Genomic DNA, 25599 nt, shown 5'->3' with positions numbered 1-25599 from the left:
GCAAATCCCCTGTGGGAGCGGGCTTGCTCGCGAAAGCGGTGTGTCAGTCGACATATTGGTTGAATGACACACCGCTTTCGCGAGCAAGCCCGCTCCCACATTGAGTCCGTGCTCAGCTGGCAGTTTCGGTCTCTGTCAGCTCTTCCAGCGTCCTGCCCCGCGTCTCCATCCCGAACAGCCACACCACCCCCGCCGCAATCGCAAAGCACAGCGCCCCCAGCGCAAACACCCCACCCTGCCCGGTAATCGGGAACACCAAGCCGGTCACAAACGGCCCGAGCAACGAGCCGACGCGACCAATCGCCGAGGCAAAACCCGAGCCGGTGGCGCGCGCCGAGGTCGGGTACAACTCCGGCGTGTAGGTGTAGAGCACCGCCCACATGCCAAACAGGAAAAACTGCATCAGTAGCCCGGAGCTGATCAGCAACGAGACGTTGCCGCCGAACACCGCGCTCTGTCCGTAGAGAAACGCCATCACCCCGCCGCCGAGCAACGTCACGATGCACACCGGCTTGCGCCCCCAGCGTTCCACCAGCCACGCCGCCATCAGGAACCCGGGAATCCCGCCCAGCGATATCAGCACGGTGTAATACACCGACTGGGTCACGGCAAAACCCGACTGTTGCAACAACGCACTGAGCCACGACGTCAGCCCGTAGAAACCGAGCAAGGCGAAAAACCACAGGCTCCAGATCATCGTGGTGCGCTGGCGGTATTGTGGCGACCAGATCTGCTTCAGCGCCGAGAAGAAGTTGCCCGGCGGCGTCACTGTCCTTGGCAGGCGCACCGGCTCCGGCAGCGTCGCGACACCGAGCGATGTACGCACGCGCGCCTCGATGGCGCCGAGGACCTTATCCGCGGCTTCGTGGCGTCCGGCCTGTTCCAGCCAGCGCGGTGATTCGGGAATGAAGAAACGGATCGCCAGCACGAATACCGCCGGCACCGCCAACACCAGAAAGATGTCGCGCCAGCCAATCAACGGCAGCAGGAAGTACGACAGCACCCCGGCAGCAACGAAACCCAGCGGCCAGAAACCATCCATCAATGCAATGTAGCGTCCGCGCCGTTGCGCCGGGATCAGCTCCGAAAGCATCGACTGCGCAATCGGAAACTCCATGCCCATGCCGATTCCGAGCAGGATGCGGAACAGCGTCAGGCTCTCCACCGTTTGCGCGGTCGAACACAGGTAACTGGCCACGCCCCACAGCACGATGCTCCACTGGAACACCGGTTTGCGCCCGAAGCGGTCGGCGAGCATGCCCGACAGCGACGCCCCCAGCACCATGCCGAAGAAACTCGAACTGGCGAGCAGGCCTGCTTGTGCACTGCTCAAGCCAAACTCGGTTTTGATCGAGCCGAGCAGGAACGTCATCATGGCCAGGTCCATGGAATCGAAAAAGAACGCCAGGGCGATGATGATGAAAATGACCCGGTGATAACCGCTGAGCGGTAGCCGTTCCAGGCGTTCTGCCGCGCTGAAGTTTCGCGTATCCATGTCCCATCCCCCCTCCACAATGTGTGCGGATCGAGTGTGCGGGATTACGCCTCAGCGCTTTTTCTGGATACGACCTGTTCGCAGTCACAGGCGACGCCAGCGTCGAAGTGTCGGCCGGCGAACGCTCTACTACGCCAATTCCAGCTCGGTTTCCTTGGCGAAACGGTGGATTTCACGTTGCCCGGCCGGGGTCACCTGCAACGCGCGGGAATCCTTGGGCAGCGCCAGCCAGCCGGACTGCATGAACAGTTGCAGCACCGCCGCGCCGAGTGAGCCGCCCAGGTGCGGGCGCCGTTCGCTCCAGTCTGGGCAGGCGCACGCCACCTGGGCCTTGCGATGGGCGAGGGCCTGAATGAACACCCCGCGGTTGGCCAGTTGCGTCGAGCCTTTGAGCGTCACCACGACCCGCTGCTCGATCTGTTCGAGCCAGCCGGCATCGAGCAGACGCTGATACAGATCGGCGGCCAGCGTGCCCCCCAAATGATCATCGCAAAAGCGCGCACGCAGCAGCGAAGACGGCGCGGTCTGGGGATTGGCGCTCGGCGTCGAGCGTTTGAATACGTGAGGAATGTCCCGCGGTGCGCTGGCGATCGTGGCGCTGGCCAGAGCTTCGATGGCCGCTGCGATTTCCGGGGCAGCCAGGCGGAAAAAGCGCTTGCGCCCGCGAACCTCGACCTTCAACAGGCCCCCGCCGGACAAACGCCCCAGATGCGCACTGGCCGAGGATGGCGACAACCCTGCCAGCAGCGCCAGCTCTTCGGTCTGGCGGGCCGAGCCATCCATCAACGCCCACATCATCGCACTGCGCTTGGGGTCGGCCAGCAGCGTGGCGATCTGGCTGATGCAAGGTGCATGTTCCATGTATTCACTCCCTGTTGAATCGTATCGTCTACTGCTCGAAGACATCTTGACCACTAATGTGTCGTCGGCCAAGACGGGTAAAACGCCATGAACCGGAGCACGCCAGGCCAGTGCTGCTGCCCCCGTCAATGGCGTGTCCGCGGCGTTTGTACAGCGCTCGCCCGGCCCTGCAAAAACCGGCCGGATTCTGTCCTGGCCGGTTATCGGTGCAGGTTTGAGGCGGTGGCTAGTATAAGCGGGATGCACGCCGCTTCCTGCGCCGTGGCTGACACGAATGGTGATAGTTCCTGAGAGAAATTTCGCTAATTGCCTGCGACTAATGATCAACTTTCGGGAAATGGGGAAATTGACTACTCAATTCGGCGCATCGGCTGGCGAGCATTTCCCTCAAAAGGTTCACCGGCTTACTCAATTGTGCGCGATGGGCGCACAACAGATTCAGCGGAGCACGCTCGCAGAGCAGTTCCGGCAGCAACACTTTGAGGCGTCCGGCGAGGACATCCGCGCCGACATCGAGCCACGACTTGTAGGCGATTCCTGCCCCCGCCACCGCCCACAACCGCACGACGTCGGCGTCATCGCTGAAGCGATCGCCACTGACCGTCAGCCCGACTTCACGTTTGCCGTCATGAAAACTCCAATGGTCGTGTACCCGGCTGCCGAGCATGTACAGCAGGCAATTGTGCTGCGCCAGTTGTTCGAGCGGACGCGGCTCACCGTGGCGCGCCAGGTACGCTGGAGATGCGCAAAGCACGCGGCGATTGTCCGGGGCGATGGGTAAGGCGACCAGACTCGAGTCCTCCGGCTCGCCATAGCGCAGGGCGATGTCCACCGGCTGGCGGAACAGGTCGGCGATGCGGTCACCGAGCAGCAGGCGCACGGTCAGCTTCGGATGCTCGCGCTGAAACTCGTCGAGCCATGGCAACAACAGGTTGCGGCCGAAATCCGAAGGCGCCGACAACTGCAGGATGCCGCTGACCTGATCCTGCGCGCTGGAGAGAAAACGCCGGCCTTCGTCCAGCGAACTCAACGCGGCCCGGGCATATTCGAGAAAGCCTTCGCCCTCGGCAGTCAGGCGCAGGCTGCGGGTCGAACGCGCCAGCAGACGCACACCCAGTTGCTGTTCGATACGTTTGAGTGCGGCGCTGGCCACAGCGGCAGACATGTCCATCACCCGCGCCGCCGCAGACAGGCTGCCGAGATCCGCCGCACGAACGAACAACTGCAAATCGTCGAAACGCAGCATTCTCAGCCTCGATTATCAAAAAAATATTGAAAGAGACTGCTCTTTTAGCCGGTTTTATCGCGCCGAGAAATAGCCAATGATCTGCTCAAGCGAATTTATCCCGCGACTGGAGCCAAACATGTCCCAAGCATTCACCGCCATCGCCACCCTGATCGCCAAACCCGGCCAGCAGGACACCCTCGAAAACGCCCTGCGCGCACTGGTTGAACCGAGCCGCGCCGAGGAGGGTTGCAGCCAGTACGACCTGCACCGCGACCTGGCCGATCCGCTGACTTTTTATGTGATCGAACATTGGGCCAGCGAGGAAATCCTCCAGGCGCACAACGCCAGCGCGCATTTTCAGAACTTCCAGGCCACCGCCGGCCACTGCATCGAACACTTCCAATTGAAACGTCTGGGCGCCATCGCCTGAGCCCTTCTTCTATTACCGTTACGGAGCAAGTCATGAAAGCCATCGCCTATTACGCCTCCCTGCCGATCAGCGACGAAAAATCCCTGCAAGACATCGAACTGCCGGAGCCGGTCGCCGGGCCGCGCGACCTGCTGGTGGAAGTCAAAGCCATCTCGGTCAACCCAGTCGACACCAAGGTGCGGCAGAACGTGGCGCCGGAAAACGGCGCAGCAAAAGTGCTGGGCTGGGACGTCGCCGGTGTGGTCAAGGCCGTCGGCAGTGAAGTGACGCTGTTCAAGGCCGGCGACAAAGTGTTTTACGCCGGCTCCATCGCCCGTGCCGGTGGCAACAGCGAGCTGCACGTGGTCGACGAGCGCATTGTTGGCCACATGCCGAAATCCCTCGGCTTCGCCGAAGCTGCTGCGCTGCCGCTGACCGCGATCACCGCGTGGGAGCTGCTGTTCGAACGCCTGCAGATCCGTGAGGGCAAGACCGATGAAGGTCAGAGCCTGCTGATCGTCGGCGCCGCTGGCGGCGTCGGTTCGATCCTCACCCAACTGGCCAGCCAGTTGACCGGCCTGAAGGTCATCGGCACCGCGTCCCGCGCACAGACTCGCGACTGGGTGACGGAGCTGGGCGCCGACCTGGTGATCGACCACAGCCAGCCGCTGAGCGAAGAACTGAAACGCGCCGGCATCGATCACGTGACCCATGTCGCCAGCCTGACCCAGACCGATCTGCACCTGGATCAACTGGTCGAGGCGCTGGCACCGCAAGGCAAACTGGCGTTGATCGACGATCCGAAGTCGCTGGACGTGAGCAAGCTCAAACGCAAGAGCCTGTCGCTGCACTGGGAGTTCATGTACACCCGCTCGCTGTTCGAAACCCCGGACATGATCGAACAACACAAACTGCTCAACCGCGTGGCCGATCTGATTGATGCGGGAACGTTGAAGACTACGGTGGGCGAGCATTTCGGCACGATCAACGCGGCGAACCTGCGCCGCGCGCACGAGTTGCTGGAAAGTGGCAAAGCCAAGGGGAAAATTGTTTTAGAAAGTTTCTAAGAATCCGAAGACCGCAATCAGCGCCAGACCATTCAAGGGCTGGCGCTGATTTTTGCCGTCAGTCAGATGCTTCTCCGTTGTCACAAATGCGATCGTATTCAGGTCTACACTCGAAGCCTCTGCGATACATCTTTTACGCAAGGGAGGTCAGCAATGAAGATCCTGATAAAAGAAGTGGCAAAGTCCCAATGGCAGGTTCGTCTGGACCAGCACGCCGTGACATTTCGCAGTGAAGCCGAGGCTCTCGCCTTCACCCGCACCCTTGAAGCGCGCCTGCACGCGCCGCATCAGATTCCCGACTCCGGACAGCAACGCGCTGCTGGCTGACGTATCAGGCTTCGGCCTGTGCTTGCGCCAACGCCCGAACATTCTGCAAATGCCGGGTGTACATCGCGACACTCACCACCAGTAATCCACACAGGCTGATGACCATGGCCATCGGTATGGCGCTGCCGTCGTGCAGAACGCCCACCAGCGAAGCCGCGCCGGAAGCCACGCTGAACTGCAGGCAACCCATCAGTGCCGAGGCACTGCCGGCGCGCGCGCCCTGACCGTTCATCGCACACGCCGCTGCGTTTGGCAGGATGCAGCCGAGGCTGGCAATACACACGAACAACGGAATCAACAGCGGCCACAAGGCTTCGGTGTGCAACGAGCTGACCGCGAGCAAAGAGACACCGGCCAACAGATACACCCACACCGCCCGCGACAGCAGGAAGGCCGGACCGCGCTTGGCCAACAGCCGCGCGTTGACCTGGGCCACCAGAATGAAACCCGCTGCGTTGGTGCCGAACAGCCAGCCGAAATGCTCGGCCGGTACGCCATAGAGTTTGATGAAGACGAACGGCGAACCGGCGATGTAGGAAAACATCCCGGCAACTGCGATGCCGCCGGTCAGGGCGTGGCCGAGAAACACCCGGTCGCCGAACAACCGGCCGTATTGGCGCAACGCACCGGACAACGGCTGGCGCGGCACGTAGTCCGGCAGACTTTCCGGCAGACCCAGTGCCACAGCGAGGCCGGCCAGTGCACTGAAGCCGGTCAGCACGAGGAAGATCGACTGCCAACCCGTGGTGTTGACCAGCAGACCGCCGAGCAGCGGCGCGAGGATCGGCGCCAGGCCCATCACCAGCATCAACTGCGAAAAGACTTTGGCCGAACCGACCGCATCGCACTTGTCGCTGACCACCGCTCGTGAAATTACCATCCCCGCGCAGCCGCCCAGCGCCTGAACGAAACGCGCGCCGATCAGCCATTCCAGATTCGGTGCATAGGCACAGGCCAGCGAGGCCAGGGTGAACAGCCCGACACCGACCAGCAGTGGCAGGCGCCGCCCAAAACGGTCGGCCACCGGGCCGTATAGCAATTGACCGATCGACAGGCCGGCGAAATACGCCGCCAAGGTCAGTTGCACATGCTTTTCATCAGTGCCAAAGGCCAGCGCCATCGACGGAAACGCCGGCAAATAGAAGTCGATCGCCAGCGGACCGAAGGCGCTCAAGGCACCGAGAATCAGAATGGTACGGAAGTTCATCAGGCATCCAGGTTGGATAGAAGTCGGCAGCCCGACAGTCTAGCCGCGCTGAGACACCTTGAACATTCCGATAGCTCGCTAACTATTAGAAAGTCAGACGAACTGCACTGCAAAGATCAAAAGATCGCAGCCTTCGGCAGCTCCTACAGGAGTCGCACCAATACCCTGTAGGAGCTGCCGCAGGCTGCGATCTTTTGGCTTTTGGTCACCCGGCCAATTTCACCGGATAACCCTCTTCGCTGATAACCTCGATCACCTGCTCCGCGCTGAGCGAACTCTCGACGCCGACTTCTTTGGCCGCCAGATCGACCCGCACGCTGGCCGCCGGATCTTTCGCCTGCACGGCGTGGGTGATGGCATTGACACAATGGCCGCAGGACATGCCTTGAACATTGAACACTTGCATGGATTGACTCCCTTGAGTGAGGTTGCCGGCAGTGTCGAGCTTGCCACCATGGCAAGGTCAAGTTCTGGAAAAAAATGCCGGGCTGGCAATCGGCGCTGCGCTCAGCCAAGCTGCGCACACCAATGACTCAAACTCAGGAGATTCAGCCATGCGCTGGTCAGCTTTCAGCCTGTTTGGCTTGCTCAGCCTCTTTGCCGCCCTGCCCCAGGCCAACGCGACCGGTGAGGACTACGCCGTTCTGATCATCTCGCGCGAGCGTCTGGAAGTGCCGACTCCCTGCGAGATTGGCGTGTACGTTAATGATCAACTCGCTGGGCGCCTGCTGCAGGAACAGACCACTTCGTTCAACCTGCCCCACGGCACGATTTCCATTCGTCTGAAACAGTTGCCTGGCCAGGTGCCGGGTTGCCAGGCAGGCATGCTGGCACCGCCGGCGCAGGAGATCTCGCTCAAGGCCGGCGATGTGCTCAAGTACCGGATCGCGGCAAATGCCAAAGGCTTGTACCTGCGACCTGCCGCCCTCGAATACTAAGCGAAACGCCAAATGTGGGAGCGGGCTTGCTCGCGAATGCGGTGTGTCATTCAGCGATGATGTTGACTGACACAGCGCTTTCGCGAGCAAGCCCGCTCCCACATTGGTTTTGTGCTGAGTCAAATATTGGCGCTTGACCTTGCCCGCGTGGCAAGGTTGATCCTTGTAGGCATCTTCTACAGGGAGTAAGACCGATGTCCGATTCCATCACCTTCGATCTGCCGATTGCCGGCATGACCTGCGCCAGTTGCGCCGGGCGTGTCGAGCGGGCGTTGCGCAAAGTCAGCGGCGCCAGTGGCGTCAGCGTCAATCTCGCCACCGAACAGGCTCGCGTCCAGGCACCGGGTGGCAGCTTGCCGGCGTTGATGGAGGCGGTGCAGCGCGCCGGTTACAGCGTGCCGCAGCAGACCATGGAATTGAGCATCGACGGCATGACCTGCGCCTCGTGCGTCGGTCGCGTCGAACGCGCCCTGAACAAAGTCCCCGGGGTGAAGAGCGTCAGCGTCAACCTCGCCAACGAACGCGCACACCTCGAATTGCTCGGTCAGGTCGACCCGCAATCGCTGCTCGACGCGGTGAGCAAGGCCGGCTACTCGGCCAGCGTCTGGCAAGCCGATCACCCCACTACCGATAACCAGCAACAGCGCCTGCAACATGAACGCTGGGCACTGATCTGCGCCATCGCCCTGGCCTTGCCGCTGGTGCTGCCGATGTTGCTACAACCGTTCGGCATCCACTGGATGCTCCCGGCCTGGGCGCAATTCGCCCTCGCCACCCCGGTGCAATTCATTTTCGGTGCGCGGTTTTACGTGGCCGCGTGGAAAGCCGTGCGCGCCGGGGCCGGTAACATGGACTTGCTGGTCGCCCTCGGCACCAGCGCCGGTTATGGCTTGAGCCTGTACGAATGGGCCACCGCCGCCGGGCGCATGCCGCATCTGTATTTCGAAGCCTCGGCGGTGGTGATCGCCCTGGTGCTCCTCGGCAAATACCTGGAAAGCCGCGCCAAACGCCAGACCGCCAGCGCCATCCGCGCCCTCGAAGCCTTGCGTCCGGAACGGGCGATTCAGGTCATTGACGGTCGCGAGCAAGACGTGGCGATCAGCGCTCTGCGCCTGAATGATCAGGTGCTGGTCAAACCCGGCGAACGTTTCCCGGTCGACGGCGAAGTGCTCGAAGGCCAGAGCCACGCGGACGAAGCGCTGATCAGCGGCGAAAGCCTGCCGGTGCCAAAACAGCCGGGCGACCAGGTCACCGGCGGTGCGATCAACGGTGAAGGTCGACTGCTGGTGCGCACCACCGCCCTCGGTGCGGAAAGTGTGCTGGCGCGGATCATCCGTCTGGTCGAGGACGCTCAAGCGGCGAAAGCGCCGATCCAGAAACTGGTGGATAAAGTCAGTCAGGTGTTCGTGCCCACCGTGTTGCTGATCGCTTTGGCGACACTGATCGGCTGGTGGCTGTACGGCGCGCCCATGGAAACCGCATTGATCAACGCGGTCGCTGTGCTGGTGATTGCCTGTCCGTGCGCCCTCGGCCTCGCCACCCCGACGGCGATCATGGCCGGCACGGGTGTGGCTGCGCGTCACGGCATTCTGATCAAGGACGCCGAAGCGCTGGAACGTGCCCATGAAGTCGACAACGTGGTCTTCGACAAGACCGGCACGCTGACTTCCGGCACCCCGCGCATCGCGCATTTCAGTGCGCTGGATGGCGATGAAAATAACCTGCTGACACTGGCTGGTGCCCTGCAACGCGGCAGTGAGCACCCGCTGGCCAAAGCCGTGCTGGACGCTGCCGCCGAGCGCGGCTTGCAGGTGCCGGATGTCAGCGACAGCCAGTCCCTGACCGGGCGCGGCATCGCCGGCACGCTTGCCGGTCGGCGCCTGGCGCTGGGCAATCGGCGCTTGCTGGAAGAAAGCGGCTTGAGCGCCGGCCACCTCGCCGAGTCCGCCAAGGCCTGGGAAAGCCAAGGCCGGACCTTGTCGTGGCTGATCGAGCAAAGCCCAGAAGCGCGGGTGCTTGGGTTGTTCGCCTTCGGTGACACGCTCAAGCCCGGCGCACTGCAAGCGGTACAGCAATTGGCCGCCCGAGGGATCCACAGTCATCTGCTGACTGGCGACAACAGTGGCAGCGCGCGCGTGGTGGCCGAGGCGCTGGGCATTGAAAATGTTCACGCCGAAGTGCTCCCCGCCGACAAAGCCGCGACCGTCGCCGAACTGAAGAAAACCGGGGTGGTGGCGATGGTCGGCGACGGCATCAACGACGCCCCTGCACTGGCGGCGGCCGACATCGGCATCGCCATGGGCGGCGGCACCGACGTGGCGATGCATGCCGCCGGCATCACCTTGATGCGCGGCGATCCACGGCTGGTGCCGGCGGCGCTGGAGATCAGCCGCAAGACCTACGCGAAGATCCGCCAGAACCTGTTCTGGGCCTTCGTCTACAACCTGATCGGCATTCCGCTGGCGGCGTTCGGCTTCCTCAACCCGGTGCTGGCCGGCGCGGCGATGGCATTGTCGAGCGTCAGCGTGGTGAGCAATGCGCTACTGTTGAAAACCTGGAAACCGAAGGATCTGGAGGAACAGCGATGAACATCGGCCAAGCGGCCCGGCACAGTGGCCTGAGCGCAAAGATGATCCGCTATTACGAGTCGATCGGCCTGCTCAAGGCTGCCCATCGCACCGACAGCGGCTACCGGGTCTACAGCGATGATGACCTGCACACGCTGGCGTTCATCAAGCGCTCGCGGGATCTGGGATTTTCTCTGGAGGAAGTCGGCAAGCTGCTGACCCTGTGGCAGGACCGGCAACGCGCCAGCGCCGATGTGAAGGCCCTGGCGCGTCAGCACATCGACGAGCTGAACCAGAAGATCCGCGAGCTCGGCGAGTTGCGCGACACCCTGCAGGACCTGGTCGAGCACTGCAATGGCGACCATCGCCCCGACTGCCCGATCCTCAAGGAACTGGCGTCGGGCTGCTGCGCGCAACCCGCCCGCGCCTGAGCGCCAGCAGCTTCACGGTCAACAGCGTACCCAGCGGGATGCCGTGGAACAGCATGACCACGGCACCCGGCGTCCACCAGCCGTAAAACGGCGCGGCAACCAGCATGCCGACGCCGAACCCGGTCATTTGCAGCAAGGTCAGAAAACTGAAAATCGGCAGGCGAAAATGCTCCGGTTCACGCTGCAGACGCGACATCAGGCTGACTTCGGAGAAACCGTCCCCCAGCCCCGCCGGCAGCGAAAACAGCAGCAGACCGTAAAGGCTGTGCTGCTGGAACATCAGGATAAAACCGCAGGACATCAACGCCACGCCAAAGAAATACCGTCGCTCCAAATCACGGCTATCCGTGCCTTTGAGGCGACTGGCAATCCGTGCGCCGAGCAGTTTTCCGCTGGCCCACACCGCCAGCATCAGGCCCAGCGTGGTGCTGGCCGAATCAGGGGTCAGCAGTTTGGAGATGATCGGGAATCCGACGTTGTGCGCGGCACTGCCCAAGGTGTCGGCCATGGTCACGGCAAGCATCGCGGCGATCACCGGAGCGCTGCGCAGGCCTTGTTTCAGAGCTGACCATTCGCCGCGTTCGCTGGTTGCTTGCTCGCTGACTTCTGCAGCGGCGAAGCGCAACGGCGCAATCAACAACGCCGCCAGCACATAGGTCAGTGCGTTGAGCGCAAACACCGTTGCGAAACCAAATGCCGCCACCAGCAAGCCGGAGACCAGACTGCCGCCGACCATCGCTGCGGATGACGCCGAGGTGATCCAGGCATTGGTTTTCAGTAGCTGCGCCGGGTCGATCAGCTTCGGCAACTGGCTGTTGAGGCCGATGGCGAACATCGAATTGCCAAAACCCAGGCCGAAGGCGATCACCGGCAACAGCAACGCCTGCTGGCTCAGCGGCAGGATCAACAGCAGGCCAAGCAGCGTCGCGCGCAGCAGATCGAAGGCGATCAGCGGCACCCGGCCACTCCAGCGCCGATAGAAGCGCGTACCGATCAGACTGGCAAAAATCCCCCCGCCAACCCGGCTGGCGAGAAAGATCCCGACGCTCATGGCGCTGTTGCTCAGCAGGTAGACATAGGTCGCCAGCGCGACCATGTTGAGAAAGGCGCCGAAGTCGGAGATCAGCCGGGCGGTGATGATGAGGCGAGCGTTCACATTCAATCCTTGAGTGTGCGAGGGGCGACAAGATTCCCACACACATTCCAGGAACACCACAAAACCCTGTAGGAGCGGGCTTGCTCGCGAAGGGGCCGTATCAGCTGCCATCCTTGTTGGCTGACAGACCGCCTTCGCGAGCAAGCCCGCTCCCACAGGGGATCAGCGGCGGATTTGGTAATGAAAGCAAACACAAAAAACCCGGCCGAAGCCGGGTTTCTGTTCAAGCGCTTATTGCATCCACGGTGGCGGCGGTGGTTCGTCGGACTTGCCCTTGGGCTCGTCATCCGCCGCACGGATCGCCTGCTTGCGCTCTTCGTCGAGACGCGCCGCTTCGATCTCGCGCAACACACCGCCAACGTCGGCCAGATCTTCCGGATCGTCGAACTCACCGGTCAGCACGCTGTTGGGGTGCAAGGTGCCGGCTTCGTACAACGCCCACATTTCCTTCGCGTAGCGGGTCTGCTTCAGCTCCGGGGCAAAGCGCCCGAAGTACGACGCCATGTTGCCCACATCCCGTTCGAGCATGCTGAACGCGTGGTTGTTACCGGCGGCATCCACCGCCTGCGGCAGGTCGATGATCACCGGGCCGGTCGGGGTCAGCAGCACGTTGAACTCCGAGAGGTCACCGTGCACCAGACCGGTACACAACATCAGCACGATCTGCGAGATCAGGAACGCGTGATACTCGCGGGCCTGATCCGGCTCCAGCACCACGTCGTTCAGACGCGGCGCGGCATCACCATACTCGTCGGCCACCAGTTCCATCAGCAGCACGCCATCAAGAAAGTCGTATGGCTTGGGCACTCGCACACCGGCACCGGCCAGACGGAACAGCGCCGCGACTTCGGCGTTCTGCCAGGCGTCTTCGGTCTCTTTGCGACCGAATTTCGAGCCCTTGGCCATCGCCCGGGCCTGCCGGCTGTTACGCACCTTGCGACCTTCCTGATACTCGGCTGCCTGGCGGAAACTGCGTTTGTTCGCCTCCTTGTAGACCTTCGCGCAACGTAACTGGTTACCGCAGCGCACCACATAAACAGCTGCTTCTTTACCACTCATGAGTGGGCGCAGCACTTCGTCGACCAGACCGTCTTCGATCAGGGGTTCAATGCGTTTTGGAGTCTTCATCAGCTTTTATTGTGGGTCCTTTATTACCAAACACGCGAATGTCACTCGTTATACGGCAATCCTCGCGCTACGGGGAGGGGGTGCCGACCTGTGAACCCTATGGATGCACACACTGTGCCGAAATAATCGAGCTTTGCCGATCATAGCTGAGCCGGTTTGAAATGTTGGTAATCGGCGTCGAGGGCATTTGCGACAGAATCTGACATTGGCATTCATTTCCCCTGTGGGAGCGGGCTTACTCGCGAAAGCGGTCTGTCAGACACAATGACGGCGCCTGACACGACCCCTTCGCGAGCAAGCCCGCTCCCACAGGGGGATTGCGCTCAGCGTTCGATAATTGCGGTGACGCCCTGGCCGCCAGCAGCACAGATCGAGACCAGCCCCCTGCCCTTGCCTGCTGCATCCAGCAGTTTCGCCAGGTTCGCGACAATTCGCCCGCCGGTCGCGGCAAATGGATGCCCCGCCGCCAGCGAGCTGCCTTTCACATTCAATCGACTGCGGTCGATCGAGCCCAGCGGCGCGTCCAGCCCCAGGCGCGTCTTGCAGTATTCGGGATCTTCCCAGGCCTTGAGCGTACACAGCACCTGCGCAGCGAATGCTTCATGAATTTCGTAGTAATCGAAATCCTGCAAGGTCAGCCCATTACGCGCCAGCAAGCGCGGCACTGCATACACCGGCGCCATCAACAGACCTTCGGCGCCGTTGACGAAATCCACCGCCGCCGCTTCGCCATCGCGCAGATACGCGAGGATCGGCAAACCACGTTCTTTCGCCCATTCCTCGCTGCCCAGCAGCACCACTGAGGCGCCGTCGGTGAGTGGCGTGGAGTTGCCTGCCGTCAGCGTGCCCTTGGCGCTTTTTTCGAAAGCGGGTTTGAGCGTGGCGAGTTTTTCCAGGGTCAGGTCCGGGCGCAGGTTGTTGTCACGGGTCAGGCCGAGAAACGGCGTCATCAGATCGTTGTGCCAGCCTTCGCTGTAGGACGCGGCGAGTTTGTGATGGCTTTCGAGGGCCAGTTGATCCTGTTCTTCACGGGGAATGTTCCAGGTCTGCGCCATCAGTTCGCAGTGCTGGCCCATCGACAGGCCGGTGCGTGGCTCGCCATTACGCGGAAATTCCGGGATCAGGTGCCGTGGTCGCAGTTGCAGAAAGGTTTTCAGCTTGTCGCCGGTGGTCTTGGCGCGGTTGGCCTGCAGGAGGATTTTGCGCAGGCCTTCGCTGACGCTGATCGGCGCGTCCGAGGTGGTGTCGACGCCACCGGCAATGCCGCAGTCAATCTGGCCGAGGGCGATTTTGTTGGCCACCAGCAGCGCAGCTTCCAGCCCGGTGCCGCAGGCTTGCTGGATGTCATAGGCCGGAGTGGCCGGTGACAGCCGCGAGCCGAGCACGCATTCGCGGGTCAGATTCATATCCCGTGACAATTTAAGCACCGCACCCGCCACCACTTCGCCAATCCGCAGGCCGTGCAGGTTATAGCGTTCGATCAGGCCTTCAAGCGCGGCGGTGAGCATCACCTGATTGCTGGCAGTGGCGTACGGCCCGTTGGAGCGGGCGAAAGGGATACGGTTACCACCGATGATGGCGACGCGGCGCAGCTGACTCATGAAAAGCTCCTTGTTGATCCGAATTCATGGAAATCCCTGTGGGAGCTGGCTTGCCAGCGATAGGGCCGGCACATCCAGCATTTCCAGTGGCTGACACTCCGCCATCGCTGGCAAGCCAGCTCCCACAGGGACGGTGGTCTACTCTGCTGTTCTAGCGTAGGCCTTATTGTGTGGATCGAACGATTGATTGCCGTTGGTAGTCCACACTTTGAACCCCAACTTTTGGAGAGCGTTCCATGTCTGACCGCTATATCGACTTCGCCAACTCATCCATCGGCCACCGTCTGGTCGGGGCTTTGGGCCTGCCGTCGCCGGTGCGGCTGGAACGCTGGCAGGCCGGACGCCTGCGGCCGGTGGACGGTGCGCTGCTGATCGGCGGCGGGCCGCTGGCCGAGCGGGTCAATGCGTTTGCCAACCGCCTGACCGATGCGATCTACAGCTATGGCACCGAACCGTCGCTGGCCACCGTGTGGATTCCCGGGCACGGGCCGAAACTCAAGGCCGTGGTATTCGACGCCAGCGATCTGCAGCACACCGACCAGCTCAAACAGCTGCGCGAGTTCTTCCAGCCGCTGATGAAAAATCTCGACAGCAGCGCACATCTGGTGATTCTCGGCCGCGCCCCGGAAACCCTGCGCGAGCCCTTCGCCTCCAGTGCGCAACGGGCGCTCGAAGGTTTTTCACGCTCGCTGGCCAAGGAGCTGCGCAGTGGCGGCACGCTGCAACTGATCTATGTCGGTGAGGGTGCCGAAGATCAACTGGAAGGCCCGCTGCGGTTTTTCCTTTCGCCGAAAAGTGCCTTTGTCTCCGGGCAGGTGATTCGCCTGAGCCCGTGTGCCACGCCGGTCACCGATTGGACCCGGCCATTGGCCGGACGCAGGGCACTGGTCACCGGCGCGGCACGCGGGATCGGCGCATCAATCGCCGAAACACTCGCCCGCGATGGCGCCGAGGTGATTCTGCTCGACGTCCCCCCCGCCAAGACTGATCTGGAAGCCCTCGCCGCACGTCTTGGCGGCCGGGCGATCACCCTTGATATCTGCGCCGAAGATGCCGCCGCGCAACTGATCGAACAACTGCCGGACGGCCTCGACATTCTGGTGCACAACGCCGGGATCACGCGCGACAAGACCTTGGCCAACATGACCCCGGAATTCTGGGACGCGGTGCTGGCGGTCAACCTCAATGCCCCGCAAGTGCTGACCAAGGCGCTGCTCGACAGCGGCACCCTGCACGACAATGCGCGGGTGATTCTGCTGGCCTCGATCAGCGGCATCGCCGGCAATCGCGGACAGACCAACTACGCCGCGAGCAAGGCCGGCCTCATCGGTCTGGCGCAGGCCTGGGCGCCAACGCTGCACGAACGCGGCATCAGCATCAACGCCGTGGCCCCGGGCTTCATCGAAACCCAGATGACCGCGCACATTCCGTTCGCCTTGCGCGAAGCCGGGCGGCGCATGAGTTCGCTGGGCCAGGGCGGTTTGCCGCAGGACGTCGCCGAAGCGGTCGCGTGGCTGGCGCAACCGGGCACCGGCGCGTTCACCGGGCAGGCGCTGCGGGTCTGTGGACAAAGTGTTCTGGGGGCCTAGGCATGAGCATCGAATGGCACACGCTGGATCGCGAACCGAGTCTGCCCGGCCTGTATGCGCGGGCCGCTACACGACGCAAGATCACCGGCACCACCCTGCCCGACAGCGGTTTACGCTGTTGGATCGACATCGACCGCAAGCGGCTGGCGGACTATCGCAAGGTCTGTGGATTTACCGATGACGGACTGCTGCCGCCGACTTATCCACACATCCTCGCGTTCGCCCTGCAGATGCAATTGCTCACGGCGAAGGAGTTTCCATTCCCGCTGCTGGGGCTGATTCACCTGAGCAACCGCATTCGCGTGCTGCGGCCGATGGGCGGGATCAGTCGCGCGCAAGTCAGTGTGCGGGTGCACAACCTGCAGCCGCATCCCAAAGGCGCGACCTTCGATGTGCTGACCACTCTCGATGATCAACTCGGGCCGCTGTGGGAGGCGGAAAGCCAGATGCTCTGTCGCGGCGTGAAACTCGACGGCGAACCCGTCGAGCAACGTTGGGAACCCACGCAGATCCTGACGCAGGTTGCGCAGTGGAAAGCACCGGCCGATATCGGTCGGCAATACGCCAAAGTCTCGGGCGACTACAACCCGATTCACCTGAGCGCCGCCAGTGCCAAGCTCTTCGGCTTCCCCACGGCTATCGCTCACGGTTTGTGGAACAAGGCCCGTACGCTCGCAGCGCTGAGTGATCACCTGCCCAAGGCCAACCTTGAGGTCAGCGTGTTTTTTCACAAACCGGTGCGTTTACCCAGTGAGGTGACTTTGCTGGCGAGTGCAGCAGGCTCCAGCGGTGAACTGCGTTTGATCGGTGCAGGCGACCTGGAGCACATGGTCGGTCAGTGGCAGCCGATTGCCTGATCGCTGAAGAGGGGGCTTTGTCTCCCTCTTCAAGGCCGGCCAAGCCTGTAAATTGTGTATATATCACTTAAGTTTTCACCCGCACGAGCCCTTTTCCGGCAACGCACCAAGCCTTGATTCTCAAGGCTTTTTTTTGCCCGTTTATACCTTGGGTATTAGTCCTTAGGTCCTGTACACCGCTATGTATATAAAGGCGTTAATACCAACTTGAGAATGGCGAGGATCCAGTCGCGCGATTGATATGAGCACAACGGACGGAGGCATTGCCGGCGCTAGAACCGGCGGGCCATCGAATACAACGAACGTTGTGACAGGTGCAAGGAACTCAATCATGAAAACTCAATTTGCGTGGTCCAAATCAGCAATCGCTTTGGCATTGATCTTCTCCCTCGGCCTCGCTGGTTGCAGCAGTGGCGGTGGCGGGCATCACAGCAGTTCCGGCAGTTCGTCTCCAGCCAGTGGTACGGCAGGAACGTCCGGGTCTTCGGGCAGCTCCGGTACAGATGGCACGAGCGGTACTGGCGGCACGGGCGGTACTTCCGGAACCGGCGGCACCGGTGGAACTGGCGGCACGACAGTGATTACCGGTCCGGTCGGGCCGACCGGGCCGACCGGACCTACAGGGCCAACTGGCCCGACAGGCCCCACCGGCCCCACGGGTCCAACTGGCCCGACTACCCCAACTACCCCGACCACCACTCCGGTAGTGACCAACTCGCTAGTGCAGGATGTCGGCAAAACCGTCGCCGGCGTCGGCGATGGCGTCGGCCAGATCGGCGACTCCCTGGGCACTGTTCCTGTCGTCGGTGGCGTCGTACAAAGCGCAGCCAACACCGCCGGCAACGTAGTCAGCACATTGGGTAATGGCTTGACCAACGGCATCGGCAAGCTGGGAACAGTCGACAATGGGCTCGGTGTGACCGCTTCCTCGGTCGGCGGCGTGGTCACCGATGTCGGCAACGGCGTCTCTGATCTGAGCGGGAAACTCGCCACGGCGACCAGCAGCGTTCCGGTGGTGGGTGGCGTGGTCACCAAAGTCGCACCGGTACTCAACGGCGTTGGCGAAAAAGTCACCATGCTCGGTGACACCCTCAGCACGGCAACAACGACCGGCCCACTCGGTTCAGTGACCAAGAGTGTCGGCAACGGACTGGTGCCGGTGATCGCCATGGTTGAAAGCACCACCGACAAAATCGGTGACACGACCGGGCTGGGCACACCGCTTAACGGTGTCCTGCAACAAGTCGGCGGCGCCGTAAACGGGCTGGGTACACAGGTCACCGGCACTGGCAATGGCAATCCCGTGACCAACACCCTCGGCGGCGCACTGAGCAACGTCGGCACCACGGTCAGCACGGCTGGCGGCCTGGTCAGCAGCGGCACAAGCACCGGTGGAAGCACGGGTGGCGGTCTTGGCGGGGGACTTGGCGGAGGCCTCGGCGGTACCGGCCTGCTGCAAACCGTTGGCGGTGCAGTGGTCAACGTCGGCACAGGCTTGAACGCAGGCAACAACAATGGTCTGGTGAGCGCAGGCGGCGTGGCCGGCGCATCGGCGGGCAACGTAATCGCCTCGCTCAATACCGTTCTGGGTGGTTCCGGTACACCGATAACCAGCACCACAGCGCCACTGGCAGCACTGGGCAGCAACGTCGGCGCCGCACTCAACCCGGTTACCACAGCAGTCTCCGGCCTGACCCAACAAGTCGGCGCCGCGACCGGCCTCGGCAGCCCGGTTGCCGGCCTGACCAATCAGGTAGGTGGCGCGGTCAGTGGTCTGGGCGGTGCAATCGCCGCAACGAATAATCCGGTAGGCACCGCAGTCGGCGGTCTCGTCAGTAACGTCGGCGCTACCGTTGGTGCGGTCGGCGGACTGGTCAGCGGCGGCACCACCACTGGAGGCACCGCAACCGGTGGCCTGGGTGGCGTACTCGGTGGCCTGACCGGCGCTCTTGGAGGCAACAAACGCTAAATTGCACCTGGCCGATTCGACGGCCTCACCTACAGCGCCTACGCTTGGTTGAGGGCGGAAGATTCCCACGAATCTTCCGCTTTTTTCTTAGGAAAAAAACAGCCCTGTGCTGCGACCTGACCACGGAGTGTCCTATGCGCGTAATGGCATCCCTGCTGTTCCTCAGCCTCAGTTCCGCCGCTTTCGCCGACACCCTGCCCAGCTTTCTCAACAGCAACGAAACCATTCGCAATCTGCCCGTGCCGAATCTGCCGGCCGATGCCTATCGCCCGGCCACCACCCCGGTGCAAGTGCCGGAACCCGGCGCGGCCAGTGCCCAGCCGCTGATGATGGAAACCAGAATCACCCTGAAGACGGTGCAGATTGAAGGCGGGACGATCTATCCACTCGGCGAACTGGCCGAAATCTACAAACCCCTGATCGGTCACCAGACCAGCCTTGCCGACCTGATCGAAGCCACCCGCAACATCACCCGCCGCTACCAACAGGACGGTTATCTGCTGTCCTACGCGTTCTTGCCTCAACAAAAGTTCGACGACGGGGTAGCGCGGGTGGTGTTGGTGGAAGGCTACGTCAGGGATATCCAGATGCAGGGCGACGTCGGCCGGGTCAAAGGCCTGCTCGATAAACTGGCGGCGAAGATCCAGGCCGAACGGCCGCTGACCCGCAAGACCTTCGAGCGCTATACCACACTGATGACCCGCATTCCCGGAGTGACGGTACAGGCCCAGGTGCCTCCGCCCGGCACCACCGACGGTGCCACGACCCTGGTCGCCCAGGCCAGTCGCAAACCGTTCACCAGCACCCTGAGCACCACCGAAGACAATCGTAACGGCACTCAGGCATTGCTCGGCGTGAGCAGCAACTCGCAAACGGCCATGGGCGAACAGCTGACCCTCAGCGGCCTGTTTCCGCCAGGGCACGACGCAGAGCATTACTATCGCCTGGACTACAACCAGTTCCTCAATGCAGAGGGCACACAACTGAGCCTGTTCGCTTCGCGCTACCGCGCCGACCCGGGCACCAACGTGCAACTGGATAACGGTCTGGAACTCAAGCCGCATCAGGAAGACGATCGCTACTCTATCGGTTTCAGTCACCCGATCATCGCTTCGCCCAACGAGTTGCTCAGCGCCGGCGCAAGGCTTTATGCGGTCGACGACACCACCCGCTATAACGTCGTCGGCTACCCCTTGAGTGTCGAAGAACGCACCAACATCCGCGCCGTCGCCATCGAAGGTGACTGGCGCAAGTCAGACGCCCGGCAACTGCGGATTCTCAGCGCGGGCCTGTACCAGGGCATCGACGGCATGGGCGCGCACACCAATAACCCGGATCTGGATATCAACTTTTTCCGGATGCGCCTGTCCGGCGTACAGAGCGACAAGTTCTTCGACAACTGGCAGGGCGTGCTGTCGGCGGCGCTGTACTGGAGCGATGACACGCTGCCCGACAGTGAGCGTGCGGTGTTCGGCGGGCAGAATTTCGGCCGTGGCTACCCGGACGATCAGGCGTCGGGGGACAAGGGCTGGGGGGCGGCTTACGAGGTCAACTACAGCTTCAACCGCGACGGCAACTGGGTGCGCATCCTGCAGCCGTACGTGGTGCTGGACCGTTCGAAAACCTGGTTCAACAAACTGGCGGTGCAGAGCAACGACCTGTCATCGGCGGCGGTCGGGCTGCGCTTTGGCGATGCCAAGTACTACAACATTGCGCTGGAAGCGGCCAAGCCGATGGCCGATGAAGCACTGGACACCTACAACCGCCGGATGAGGTACAGCATCAGCTTCAGTTATCAGCTGTAGGAAGTCAGATCAATCAAATGAGCGGACAGACCGCTTGCTCTCACATTGCAGCGCACATCCCTGTGGGAGCGGGCTTGCTCGCGAAAGCGGTGGATCAGCCAGCATTTTTGCCGACTGACACTACGCCTCGCGAGCAGGCTCGCTCCCACAGGTTTTACGCGATGTGGATCAGAACGCGTAACGCACCTTCGCAGTAAAGCTGTCGGAGTCGAAACCGCTCGAAGTCAGATAGTTGTAAGAACCGCCGACGCTCCACGCGCCCATCCGGTAGTTGGCGCCCAGGCCCAGTTCATAACTGTCACGCACCGGTGTGGTACCGCGGCTGACGGACGACTCACCACCTAGCACGAAGGCCGAAGTGGTGCTGACCTTGTCACCGATGAAGTCATGCCAGGCCATCAGCTTGGCTTCCGGTTCCAGGCTGCCGTTGCCGACATCGAATGCCGCCGCCAGACGTGCACCGACGCCCATCTCACCGACTTCGTAACGCTGGCTGCCGACGTTGAGCGCCGCCGAGCTGCCCTTCTCGCGATAGGCATCCATGCCCACATTGGCATAGCGTGCGCCGACCTGGGGTTCCAGCACCACATCAGGCATCAGCCGCAGGCTGTAACCGGCCAATGCACTCACGCCAAATACGTCACTGTCGTAATCAGCCTTGGCCTGAGTGCCAGCGATATAACGTTTGGATTCGTTGTCGTTCCAGCCGTACATCAGCGACGAGTCGACGAACCAGTTGTCATGCACCCAGTTGCTGTACAACGTCAGCGCATGTCCAGTGACCTTGGTCTTGTTGCCGAGATCGGATTTCACGTCAGTATCGAGGTAGCTGTAGGCCAGACCCAGCGTGGTATCGGCATTCAACTGGCCATCGGCACCGACCGCGATCCCGTGGCTGTCAGCGTCATAACCGGCGACACCGCGACGCTCATCCTGATTGGCATCGCTGCTCAGGGCTTGCAGCCACACGCCTTTTTCCGGGGTTCCGGTGGCTGAGCGCGCGCGACTGGAGCGATCACTGATCACGCCCGAGACCAGCGTCTGGCTGTTGGTGGCCGCGTGAAGTACACCGCGGCTGACATCCGGGTTGAGGGATTCACCCAGTCGCGCCAGCTCGACATCGGTGCCGGCATTGGCGAAGGCCTGGAATACCGGATCCTGCTCGTCGAGGCGCGCCAGCAGCGCCGACACATGCCCCACCTTCGTCGCCGCATTACCACTGCCACCGACCGCCAGGGTGTTCTCGGCCAGTTCCTCGCTCGACTTGGTCGTCACCACACTGGTGATGTCGTTGCCGACCACGCCAAAGCTCTTGACGTCCAGCAGCGCGGAGCTCGATGTCACGCTCAGGTTGTTGCCACCCACCAGATTCCCCGAGCTGATCAGGGTGTAACGCGTACCGCCGGGGGTTACGCGAAAATCACTGGAGCGAGCCAGCAGGCGCAATTGCGCGCCCGGGGCAATATCGGTGGTGCCGGTGACTTTCAGCACCGGCAGCGCCGGATTGGTGTCGTTGCCCAGGTACATCTCCAGCACCGAGTTCGACTCTTCCATGTCGAAATCGCCGATGAAGGTGGTGTGAGGCTTCATCAGGGTCAGCGTGCCCTCTTCGATGGTGACGTAGCCGGAGCGGATGGTTGAGCCGTCGAAAATGGCGTCGCCATCGACTTTCACCCCGGACAGCCCCAACAGATCGCCCCGCACGGTACCGCCATAGAAATTGAAGTAGCTATAACCATCATCGACCTGGATCGCCGCCTTGCCCCCCTCGATCAACCCGTTCATTTGATAGATGCCGAAAGGCAGGGCGCCACTGGCCTGGTCGCTGACATGCACACCGATATCCTCGCCGGAGATGGTTCCGCCGTTCCATAGTGCGGTGGCGTTGGCACCTACTGGACCGCTGAACTTGACCCCCTCGAATACCAATGCCTCGGCATTGGCACCGGTTGCACGGATAGTCCCCGTGTTGTTGACCGACAGGCTCAGCGTCGCGCCGTCGAGCAAAACGCCCAATGCGTCGGTACCGCTTGCGCTAATGGTGCCTCGGTTGCTGAGCCCGGTCATGCTGGTATGTACCAGCGACAGGCCGCTGGCAGTCTGGCCGCTGACGTCGATGCTGCCGCTATTGACCAATGAGTTGCCCAGCGTGCTGCCGAGATCGGAAATACCAGTGGAAGTGCCAGCGTCAGGCAACCCGTGAATCGCAATGGAGCCGTTGTTGATCAGTGCGCCGGCGATATGGCTCGCCACCGCACCGGCAGAGTTCAGGCTGATGCCCACGCCGAATTTGGCACCGTCAATCCGGATGTTGCCGTTGTTACGCAACTGGTCTGCATTCAGCCCCGCGAACTGCGCGCCGTAGGTCAGCGTCGCCGGTGAGCCGGGAGCGATCATCCCGTTGCCGCTCAAATCGACAAGACCCAGGTTCTGCAGATTGCTGTTCAGCGATCCGCCGCTCAAGTCGTAATTGAGGTTGGCGCCGGCCGCTGCTGCGAGGGAGACGTGCAACGTGGCGGCGGTGATGGAGAGCGCCAGCAGGGAGCGGCGCAGGCATGCGATATTCAAGTGAGAATCCCTTCCAGAACAAAACAGTTCAGCAGGGTTCACACATTCATGATGGCATCCCTACCGGCCAGCCAGAGAGAACCGGCGAGGCGCGGGGGAATTTACAGGAGCCATCATTTAGACACCATCAAAATGTCATAGGATTGGCGCCAATAATCAAAGAGCTGGTGAAAGGCGCAAGGCGCGTCAGCCGACATCTACCTTGGCAATGGGAAACAGATTGTTCAGCGTCTCAAGCAACCTGACGTGATAGATCGGCTTGCGAAACAGATCCAGCACCTGCAAGCGCAGCATGTCGCTGACATCTTCCATATCCGCATGCCCGGACGTCACGATGACCGGCAAATGCTGACGCGACGTGTGCTCGCGCAAACGCTTGATCAGCGACATGCCGGACTCCTCCGGCATGCGCAGATCCGTAATCACCAGCGCAATATCGGGATGCCGGGTCAGATGGTGCAACGCAAGCTTCACCGATGTCGCGGTAAGGCAGACAAACCCCTCGCCCTCCAGCAACTCCGCCAACTCGAGCAACGCGTCCTCTTCATCGTCAACCAGAAGCAACTGTTGGCGCGGGATCGAGGAAGCAGTCATGGGCAATACCTGAAAACCGAGGGTGGAACAGAGTGTAGTGCGACAGTCGCCAAGTGCGAGTTTTATCCCGCTCAGGGCGTGGGTGCCGTTACCGCCGTACCACCCAGTGCCACCAGCAGATTATTGAACATGATCAGCACTCTGGCACCGACGGGCGTGACAAAGACCACCACCACGACCGCTACCATCGCGACCACGATTGCATACTCGATAGCCGAGGCAGCTTCGGTACTGGAGAAAAAGCCCCGGGCACGCATCTTCAAGTACTCAAAGAACATCACCGTTCTCCTCAGGGATTGGCAGCGCGACTATGGTGTTGCACGGGTTTGCGCGGTGCCACCCAGTCCGACCAGAATATCGTTGAAGTACTGCAGGACGCGGTTGCCCAGTGGTGTCACAAACGCCACGACGACAACGGCAACCATGGCCACCACTATCGCGTACTCAATTGCCGACGCCGCTTCTTCGTTCTTCACGAACAGCCGGGTCCTGGCCACCATATAGTCGATGATCATCTGAAACATACGTCCACTCCTTTGCGCCTCTGGCGCCGCTAACGCTACAGCGGCAAAGCCTCCACCGTGCTATCTGAGCATTGTCAACAAACCCCCGGTCAACAACTGTAAGAACGGATTAATCACAAAGAATTAATCAGTTGGTCGTGACGCTTAGTTCAACTGTTAATTGGCGAATGCTCATACTTTAGTGAGTTATTTTCCGGCCAGTAATGGCGTTTTGGCTTGGATCAGCTAGCTTGGAAATAGCGAAATAGTTGCATGTTCATAGCTGCCTGAATGCGAAATTCCCTTGTCAGGAAATACGGGCTTGTAGTGCAGCAGGAAAGGGAGAGCCGTCATGAACAGTCGCATCACCATGGGCCTTGCAGCATTACTTCTGCTGGGAGCAATTTTTGTCGGCTATTGGGGACTGGTGCTCAGTCGTCAACCGGCGCCTGTTGCCGAAGCGCCCGCCGCCCCGGTCGCCACTGTTGAAAAAACCGTTGCCGTCGCCGAAGACCAGACCCGTCAACCCGTGGTGGTGCTGCTGCACGATGTGCCGCCGTTCACCCCACTCACTGCCGCCGACGTGACCGTGGAAAAGCTGCGCAACGCACCGACCGGCAGCCTTAAAAGTGTCGATCAGGTCGTTGGCCGCAAACCCTGGCGGCCGCTGTCTGCCGGCACCTGGCTGAACGACGAAAGCTTCGACGCCGGCGGTGCTCTGGCCCGCATGATCCACAGCGATGAACGCGCGCTGACCGTGGCAATCGATGAAGTGATCGGCGGCGCCGGGCAACTGATTCCCGGCGACTATGTCGATGTGCTGCTGTACCTGCGTCAGGACAGCAGCAACCTGCAACAGTCGGCGCAGGTTGTCGTGCCCGCCCTGCGCGTGCTCGGCGTCGGCGACCAATACGGCCTGACCAACGACGGCCAACCCGCCACACCGGCCCTGAGCAGCGACGACAAAATCAAACAGGATCAACGCCGGATCGCCGCGCGCACCGTGGTGCTGGCGGTGCCCGAGCAATTGCTGAGCCGGATGATGCTCGCCACCCAGGTCGGCACCTTGCGGCTGGCCGTGCGCAGCAGCGAAGAACAGCGCCTGGCCAAATACTGGGCCGGCGAAACGCAGTCGCCGGCGCACCTGGACAACGCCAACAGCCAACTCTTCCAGTTCACCCAACTGGCGCTGGGCAGCGGCCCGAAAGCGCCATCCAGCGCGGAACACGGCGCTGCGCGCAAAGCGATGGAAGTGATTCGCGGCAATCAGATTTCCCAACAAGCCCCATGACTGAGCAA

General features: G+C 61.8%; 23 protein-coding genes. 11 read left to right on the top strand and 12 right to left on the bottom strand.

Annotated features, from left to right (window positions below; genetic code table 11):
- Positions 1-112 precede the first annotated feature (112 nt).
- The 3 genes from AC27VU_RS17070 to AC27VU_RS17060 all read right to left on the bottom strand — a co-directional run bounded on the left by AC27VU_RS17070 (position 113) and on the right by AC27VU_RS17060 (position 3602).
- Positions 113-1495, bottom strand: a complete 1383-nt coding sequence (locus AC27VU_RS17070) for an MFS transporter (protein ID WP_488724507.1) — start codon at positions 1493-1495, stop codon at positions 113-115.
- Positions 1496-1624: 129 nt separating this feature from the next.
- Positions 1625-2356 carry an ArsR/SmtB family transcription factor gene (locus AC27VU_RS17065; protein WP_003221367.1) on the bottom strand — a complete coding sequence of 244 codons (732 nt, stop codon included), beginning with the start codon at positions 2354-2356 and terminating at the stop codon, positions 1625-1627.
- Between the two features lie 316 nt (positions 2357-2672).
- Positions 2673-3602: a LysR family transcriptional regulator gene (locus tag AC27VU_RS17060; protein ID WP_488724506.1), complete on the bottom strand. Its 930-nt coding sequence runs from the start codon at positions 3600-3602 to the stop codon at positions 2673-2675.
- A 118-nt stretch (positions 3603-3720) separates the two neighbouring features.
- Here AC27VU_RS17060 and AC27VU_RS17055 point away from each other — a divergent pair, with 118 nt between their 5' ends.
- The 3 genes from AC27VU_RS17055 to AC27VU_RS17045 all read left to right on the top strand — a co-directional run bounded on the left by AC27VU_RS17055 (position 3721) and on the right by AC27VU_RS17045 (position 5387).
- The gene (locus AC27VU_RS17055; protein ID WP_103484567.1) at positions 3721-4014 is read left to right on the top strand and encodes a putative quinol monooxygenase; all 294 of its coding nucleotides are present in this window, start codon (positions 3721-3723) and stop codon (positions 4012-4014) included.
- A 32-nt stretch (positions 4015-4046) separates the two neighbouring features.
- Positions 4047-5060 (top strand): zinc-binding alcohol dehydrogenase family protein, encoded by a 1014-nt coding sequence (locus AC27VU_RS17050; RefSeq protein WP_226499963.1) that lies wholly within the window; start codon positions 4047-4049, stop codon positions 5058-5060.
- Between the two features lie 153 nt (positions 5061-5213).
- Positions 5214-5387 (top strand): hypothetical protein, encoded by a 174-nt coding sequence (locus tag AC27VU_RS17045; RefSeq protein WP_003221361.1) that lies wholly within the window; start codon positions 5214-5216, stop codon positions 5385-5387.
- Positions 5388-5391: 4 nt separating this feature from the next.
- Here AC27VU_RS17045 and AC27VU_RS17040 read toward each other — a convergent pair whose 3' ends face one another.
- Together AC27VU_RS17040 and AC27VU_RS17035 are read right to left on the bottom strand one after the other, a co-directional pair.
- Positions 5392-6594: a multidrug effflux MFS transporter gene (locus AC27VU_RS17040; protein ID WP_262142921.1), complete on the bottom strand. Its 1203-nt coding sequence runs from the start codon at positions 6592-6594 to the stop codon at positions 5392-5394.
- 205 nt (positions 6595-6799) lie between these two features.
- Positions 6800-7000 (bottom strand): heavy-metal-associated domain-containing protein, encoded by a 201-nt coding sequence (locus tag AC27VU_RS17035; RefSeq protein WP_262142922.1) that lies wholly within the window; start codon positions 6998-7000, stop codon positions 6800-6802.
- 148 nt (positions 7001-7148) lie between these two features.
- On the opposite strand from AC27VU_RS17035, the gene AC27VU_RS17030 reads away from it, so the two are divergent.
- The 3 genes from AC27VU_RS17030 to cueR all read left to right on the top strand — a co-directional run bounded on the left by AC27VU_RS17030 (position 7149) and on the right by cueR (position 10530).
- Positions 7149-7532, top strand: coding sequence for a hypothetical protein (locus tag AC27VU_RS17030; RefSeq protein ID WP_210556610.1), 384 nt, complete (start codon positions 7149-7151; stop codon positions 7530-7532).
- Between the two features lie 194 nt (positions 7533-7726).
- Complete coding sequence (locus AC27VU_RS17025; RefSeq protein WP_488724505.1) at positions 7727-10120, top strand: heavy metal translocating P-type ATPase; 2394 nt, start codon at positions 7727-7729, stop codon at positions 10118-10120.
- Positions 10117-10530: a Cu(I)-responsive transcriptional regulator gene (gene cueR, locus AC27VU_RS17020; protein WP_007962968.1), complete on the top strand. Its 414-nt coding sequence runs from the start codon at positions 10117-10119 to the stop codon at positions 10528-10530. Before AC27VU_RS17025 ends, cueR begins: the two co-directional genes overlap by 4 nt.
- Here the strand turns inward: cueR and AC27VU_RS17015 are convergent.
- From AC27VU_RS17015 to AC27VU_RS17005, 3 genes are all read right to left on the bottom strand, one after another.
- A complete protein-coding gene (locus tag AC27VU_RS17015; protein WP_488724504.1) occupies positions 10484-11686 on the bottom strand; it encodes an MFS transporter in 1203 nt (400 codons plus the stop codon). The two genes, cueR and AC27VU_RS17015, sit on opposite strands and share 47 nt — an antisense overlap.
- Before the next feature lie 231 nt (positions 11687-11917).
- Positions 11918-12814 carry a PA4780 family RIO1-like protein kinase gene (locus AC27VU_RS17010; RefSeq protein ID WP_003221347.1) on the bottom strand — a complete coding sequence of 299 codons (897 nt, stop codon included), beginning with the start codon at positions 12812-12814 and terminating at the stop codon, positions 11918-11920.
- 323 nt (positions 12815-13137) lie between these two features.
- Positions 13138-14415 (bottom strand): acetyl-CoA C-acetyltransferase, encoded by a 1278-nt coding sequence (locus AC27VU_RS17005; RefSeq protein WP_045122277.1) that lies wholly within the window; start codon positions 14413-14415, stop codon positions 13138-13140.
- A gap of 236 nt (positions 14416-14651) precedes the next feature.
- On the opposite strand from AC27VU_RS17005, the gene AC27VU_RS17000 reads away from it, so the two are divergent.
- The 4 genes from AC27VU_RS17000 to AC27VU_RS16985 all read left to right on the top strand — a co-directional run bounded on the left by AC27VU_RS17000 (position 14652) and on the right by AC27VU_RS16985 (position 20635).
- Positions 14652-16004 carry a 3-oxoacyl-ACP reductase gene (locus AC27VU_RS17000; protein ID WP_488724503.1) on the top strand — a complete coding sequence of 451 codons (1353 nt, stop codon included), beginning with the start codon at positions 14652-14654 and terminating at the stop codon, positions 16002-16004.
- 2 nt (positions 16005-16006) lie between these two features.
- Positions 16007-16861 carry a MaoC family dehydratase gene (locus AC27VU_RS16995; RefSeq protein WP_488724502.1) on the top strand — a complete coding sequence of 285 codons (855 nt, stop codon included), beginning with the start codon at positions 16007-16009 and terminating at the stop codon, positions 16859-16861.
- 331 nt (positions 16862-17192) lie between these two features.
- Entirely contained in the window at positions 17193-18830 is a 1638-nt protein-coding gene (locus AC27VU_RS16990) for a collagen-like triple helix repeat-containing protein (RefSeq protein ID WP_488724501.1), read from the top strand.
- A gap of 134 nt (positions 18831-18964) precedes the next feature.
- Entirely contained in the window at positions 18965-20635 is a 1671-nt protein-coding gene (locus AC27VU_RS16985; protein ID WP_488724500.1) for a ShlB/FhaC/HecB family hemolysin secretion/activation protein, read from the top strand.
- Between the two features lie 168 nt (positions 20636-20803).
- Here AC27VU_RS16985 and AC27VU_RS16980 read toward each other — a convergent pair whose 3' ends face one another.
- The 4 genes from AC27VU_RS16980 to AC27VU_RS16965 form a co-directional block, all read right to left on the bottom strand.
- The gene (locus AC27VU_RS16980; protein WP_488724499.1) at positions 20804-23203 is read right to left on the bottom strand and encodes an autotransporter family protein; all 2400 of its coding nucleotides are present in this window, start codon (positions 23201-23203) and stop codon (positions 20804-20806) included.
- Between the two features lie 186 nt (positions 23204-23389).
- Positions 23390-23797 (bottom strand): response regulator, encoded by a 408-nt coding sequence (locus AC27VU_RS16975; protein WP_488724498.1) that lies wholly within the window; start codon positions 23795-23797, stop codon positions 23390-23392.
- A gap of 71 nt (positions 23798-23868) precedes the next feature.
- Entirely contained in the window at positions 23869-24075 is a 207-nt protein-coding gene (locus AC27VU_RS16970; RefSeq protein WP_003221332.1) for a Flp family type IVb pilin, read from the bottom strand.
- A gap of 30 nt (positions 24076-24105) precedes the next feature.
- The gene (locus AC27VU_RS16965) at positions 24106-24321 is read right to left on the bottom strand and encodes a Flp family type IVb pilin (RefSeq protein ID WP_003221330.1); all 216 of its coding nucleotides are present in this window, start codon (positions 24319-24321) and stop codon (positions 24106-24108) included.
- Between the two features lie 331 nt (positions 24322-24652).
- Here AC27VU_RS16965 and cpaB point away from each other — a divergent pair, with 331 nt between their 5' ends.
- On the top strand, positions 24653-25591 hold the full coding sequence (gene cpaB / locus AC27VU_RS16960; protein WP_488724497.1) for a Flp pilus assembly protein CpaB: 939 nt from the start codon (positions 24653-24655) through the stop codon (positions 25589-25591).
- The last annotated feature ends 8 nt before the right edge of the window (positions 25592-25599 follow it).

It is taken from the genome of Pseudomonas sp. 14P5.3.2 (genome assembly GCF_057799175.1).
This window is presented reverse-complemented; position numbering and strand designations above follow the sequence as displayed.

What these genes read in the sequence shown, in the direction of transcription:
- cueR (WP_007962968.1), top strand. Translation starts at nt 10,117, where the DNA reads ATGAACATCGGCCAAGCGGCCCGGCACAGTGGCCTGAGCGCAAAGATG.
- AC27VU_RS17070 (WP_488724507.1), bottom strand. Translation starts at nt 1,495, where the DNA reads ATGGATACGCGAAACTTCAGCGCGGCAGAACGCCTGGAACGGCTACCG.
- AC27VU_RS16970 (WP_003221332.1), bottom strand. Translation starts at nt 24,075, where the DNA reads ATGTTCTTTGAGTACTTGAAGATGCGTGCCCGGGGCTTTTTCTCCAGT.
- AC27VU_RS17005 (WP_045122277.1), bottom strand. Translation starts at nt 14,415, where the DNA reads ATGAGTCAGCTGCGCCGCGTCGCCATCATCGGTGGTAACCGTATCCCT.
- AC27VU_RS17065 (WP_003221367.1), bottom strand. Translation starts at nt 2,356, where the DNA reads ATGGAACATGCACCTTGCATCAGCCAGATCGCCACGCTGCTGGCCGAC.
- AC27VU_RS16995 (WP_488724502.1), top strand. Translation starts at nt 16,007, where the DNA reads ATGAGCATCGAATGGCACACGCTGGATCGCGAACCGAGTCTGCCCGGC.
- AC27VU_RS16985 (WP_488724500.1), top strand. Translation starts at nt 18,965, where the DNA reads ATGCGCGTAATGGCATCCCTGCTGTTCCTCAGCCTCAGTTCCGCCGCT.
- AC27VU_RS17030 (WP_210556610.1), top strand. Translation starts at nt 7,149, where the DNA reads ATGCGCTGGTCAGCTTTCAGCCTGTTTGGCTTGCTCAGCCTCTTTGCC.
- AC27VU_RS16975 (WP_488724498.1), bottom strand. Translation starts at nt 23,797, where the DNA reads ATGACTGCTTCCTCGATCCCGCGCCAACAGTTGCTTCTGGTTGACGAT.
- AC27VU_RS16965 (WP_003221330.1), bottom strand. Translation starts at nt 24,321, where the DNA reads ATGTTTCAGATGATCATCGACTATATGGTGGCCAGGACCCGGCTGTTC.
- AC27VU_RS17060 (WP_488724506.1), bottom strand. Translation starts at nt 3,602, where the DNA reads ATGCTGCGTTTCGACGATTTGCAGTTGTTCGTTCGTGCGGCGGATCTC.
- AC27VU_RS17035 (WP_262142922.1), bottom strand. Translation starts at nt 7,000, where the DNA reads ATGCAAGTGTTCAATGTTCAAGGCATGTCCTGCGGCCATTGTGTCAAT.
- AC27VU_RS17000 (WP_488724503.1), top strand. Translation starts at nt 14,652, where the DNA reads ATGTCTGACCGCTATATCGACTTCGCCAACTCATCCATCGGCCACCGT.
- AC27VU_RS17050 (WP_226499963.1), top strand. Translation starts at nt 4,047, where the DNA reads ATGAAAGCCATCGCCTATTACGCCTCCCTGCCGATCAGCGACGAAAAA.
- AC27VU_RS16990 (WP_488724501.1), top strand. Translation starts at nt 17,193, where the DNA reads ATGAAAACTCAATTTGCGTGGTCCAAATCAGCAATCGCTTTGGCATTG.
- AC27VU_RS17045 (WP_003221361.1), top strand. Translation starts at nt 5,214, where the DNA reads ATGAAGATCCTGATAAAAGAAGTGGCAAAGTCCCAATGGCAGGTTCGT.
- AC27VU_RS17010 (WP_003221347.1), bottom strand. Translation starts at nt 12,814, where the DNA reads ATGAAGACTCCAAAACGCATTGAACCCCTGATCGAAGACGGTCTGGTC.
- AC27VU_RS17055 (WP_103484567.1), top strand. Translation starts at nt 3,721, where the DNA reads ATGTCCCAAGCATTCACCGCCATCGCCACCCTGATCGCCAAACCCGGC.
- AC27VU_RS17040 (WP_262142921.1), bottom strand. Translation starts at nt 6,594, where the DNA reads ATGAACTTCCGTACCATTCTGATTCTCGGTGCCTTGAGCGCCTTCGGT.
- AC27VU_RS17025 (WP_488724505.1), top strand. Translation starts at nt 7,727, where the DNA reads ATGTCCGATTCCATCACCTTCGATCTGCCGATTGCCGGCATGACCTGC.
- cpaB (WP_488724497.1), top strand. Translation starts at nt 24,653, where the DNA reads ATGAACAGTCGCATCACCATGGGCCTTGCAGCATTACTTCTGCTGGGA.